Raw genomic sequence first — 2,762 nt, 5'->3', positions numbered from 1 at the left:
ATAAATATCAATTAGATAACAAGACCAATCCTGATTTTTTTTATGTCAGGAGCAGAGAAACCGTCTACTGTCCTAATTGTGAAGGACAATTAAAAGTGATAGGGAGCCGTAGCCGTGGAGTAATAGAATACAGCGGCGAAAAGAAGGCTTTAATTATCCGAAGGCTGCGTTGCCAAGGATGTGGACGGGTACATCATGAACTGCCGGACATCATAGTTCCTTATAAAAGATATAGTTCAGAGGCAATAGAGCTAATCGTTTCATCTTCTCATGTTGGAAAAGATACCTATCCATGTGAACACAGTACAGCGACCCGCATAAAAATCTGGTTTTTTCTGCTCAGTGAATACATTAAGAATACACTGACATCCCTCCGGCTTATTTACAATCGAGATATAGAGTTATGCAATGATGTTGATTTCTTAATAAAATCTCTTGAGAATAACTCAGGTATTACCGGCTGGCTGAAAAAGCTTGTCCGATTTTTTGTAAATTCCGGTCGGTGGTTACATACCCGTTTTGCATAGATTACCTCCCAAAGGTCTGATAGGATAGCGGTATCAGAATATAAGGGAGGAGAAACCGCATGGATAACAAAAGAAGCGAGGAAATCGCAGCAAACAGACTGAAGATAATAGCACCACTTATAGACAGCACACTGGATAAGGATAAGCTGCAACAATTAAAGGAAGAGCTCTGCATTCAGACAGGATTATCAGAACGAACCATCCGCAGATACCTGAATGCCTATAAGAGCAACGGCTTTGAGGGCTTGAAACCAAAGAATCCTGGCCGTGGAGGTAACTCCGTTATTCCTGAAGATGTAATACAGGAAGCCATTGCCCTCAGGAGAGAGGTGCCTAAAAGGAGTATAACAGAGATAATTCGGATACTTGAATGGGAAGGCAAGGTGGAGCCGGGCTTCTTAAAAAGAAGTACACTGCAGGACCAGTTAAGTTACCGAGGGTATTCAAGCCGTCAGATGCGCACCTATGTAAGCAGTGTAACAGGAGCCAGACGGTTTCAGAAGCCGTGGCGAAATTATCTGTGGCAAAGCGATATAAAATATGGGATTTACGTAAATGGTCAACCAACCTATATGGTATGCTTTATGGATGACTGTACCAGGTATATTCTGCATTCGGAGTTCTATCCTACTCTGGATCAAAGGATTGTGCAGGACTGCTTCAGAAAGGCCTTAATGAAGTATGGAGCTCCTGATTCGGTATACTTTGATAATGGCAAGCAATTCAGAACCAATTGGATGCAGAGGGCCTGCGGGAAGCTTGGAATAAGGCTTTTGTATGCACGACCGTACTCACCTGAGGGGAAAGGCAAGCAAGAGAGGTATAATCAGACAGTTGATTCATTCCTGAGGGAAGCCCAGCTTGCTAAACCAAAAAGTCTGGATGAGCTTAACCGGCTATATCAGGTATGGATGGAGGAATGCTACCTTCATAAGGAACATAGTGCATTGGACGGAAAAACACCCTATGAAGCATACTGGTCTGACCGTCATGAATTAAGGATGCTGTCCAGCGAGGATATAGCAGATGCATTTCTGGCCTGTGAGACAAGAAAGGTAGACAAAAGCGGATGTATCAGCTTTATGAGACAAAAATACGAAGTGGAGCTTGGTCTTCACATGATCCATAAAGAGGTAGACGTAATCTATGATGCTGCAGATATATCAAAAGTAACAATAGAATGTAAAGGGATGCCAACATGTAGTGCCAGGCCATTAATTATTGGAAGCCACTCCGGAGAAAGGCCGAAACTGCCGGAGCATCTGGAGGCCGTTGATGCAAAGGAATCCAGACTGCTAAGAGCGGCAGAATTAAAGAACAAGGCTCGTCAGACGATACGGAAGACAGCGATATCATACACAGACCTGAAACCAGGTACAGTATCCGGAGGTGAAGGCAATGTATGAGTCGTTTTATGAGCTTAAAGCAACTCCCTTTTCAAGAAGCATTCCTACCGATTACCTATATATGACACCTGAGCATACAGAAATTCTGAACAGGCTAAACTATGTGGCACAAAGGCAGCTCTTTGCCGTAGTGACAGGTGATTGCGGGACAGGAAAGACAACAATACTTCGTAAATTCAGCAATGATCTGGACAAAAACAAGTATAAGTTTTTGTATATATCAGATTCAAAGCTAACGCCAAGAAACTTCTATCGTATTCTGTTAGAGCAGATGGGCTTTCAGGCAAAATATAACCGGGGAGATGCCAAGAGGCAACTGCATGCAGAAATCGAAATAATGAAAGCAGTTCATGGAATACAGCCGGTATGTGTGTGTGATGAATGCCATCTGCTAAGCCGGGAAATGCTTGAGGAGATACGTTTTCTGTTAAATATGAAGCTGGATTCCGTCAGTCCCATGGGATTAATACTGACAGGACAGACAGAATTGTGGCAGAAGCTGCAGCTACAGGCATATGCAGCAATACGTCAGAGAATCGATATACAAAGTGTCATAAACCATTATGACCGAGCTCAGACCGGAGCCTATATCCGACATCAGATGAAATATGCCGGATGCAACAGTGAAATATTTAGCGACGCAGCCATTGATGTAATACATCAGTATAGTGCAGGAACAGCCAGGGTAATAGATAAAGTATGTACAAGCCTACTGCTGTATGGAAGCCAAACAAAAAAGCGAATCATTGATGACCATGCCGTAAAGCTGGTTCTTGAATGTGAGTTTTCATAGAATTTACAACACCAGTATCTTGGATGTAAGAAAAAA

At 42.8% G+C, this 2,762-nt stretch carries 3 protein-coding genes; all 3 read left to right on the top strand.

Annotation, left to right across the window (positions count from 1 at the left end):
- A partial coding sequence (locus HHT355_RS13460) for a DUF6431 domain-containing protein (protein ID WP_103203947.1) occupies positions 1 to 527 on the top strand: 527 nt, incomplete at its 5' end.
- Between the two features lie 59 nt (positions 528 to 586).
- Complete coding sequence (locus tag HHT355_RS13455; protein ID WP_103203946.1) at positions 587 to 1,933, top strand: DDE-type integrase/transposase/recombinase; 1,347 nt, start codon at positions 587 to 589, stop codon at positions 1,931 to 1,933.
- Positions 1,926 to 2,726, top strand: coding sequence for an ExeA family protein (locus tag HHT355_RS13450; RefSeq protein ID WP_103203945.1), 801 nt, complete (start codon positions 1,926 to 1,928; stop codon positions 2,724 to 2,726). The genes HHT355_RS13455 and HHT355_RS13450 overlap by 8 nt, the downstream gene beginning before the upstream one ends.
- Positions 2,727 to 2,762 lie beyond the last annotated feature (36 nt).

It is taken from the genome of Herbinix hemicellulosilytica, assembly GCF_002904165.1.
GTDB classification, from domain to species: domain Bacteria; phylum Bacillota; class Clostridia; order Lachnospirales; family Lachnospiraceae; genus Mobilitalea; species Mobilitalea hemicellulosilytica.
Note: the sequence above shows the minus strand (reverse complement) of the source record. Positions and strands in the feature narration are given on the sequence as shown.

Excerpts from the sequence above, each read along its gene's own strand:
- HHT355_RS13455 (WP_103203946.1), top strand. The coding sequence starts at position 587 with ATGGATAACAAAAGAAGCGAGGAAATCGCAGCAAACAGACTGAAGATA.
- HHT355_RS13450 (WP_103203945.1), top strand. The coding sequence starts at position 1,926 with ATGTATGAGTCGTTTTATGAGCTTAAAGCAACTCCCTTTTCAAGAAGC.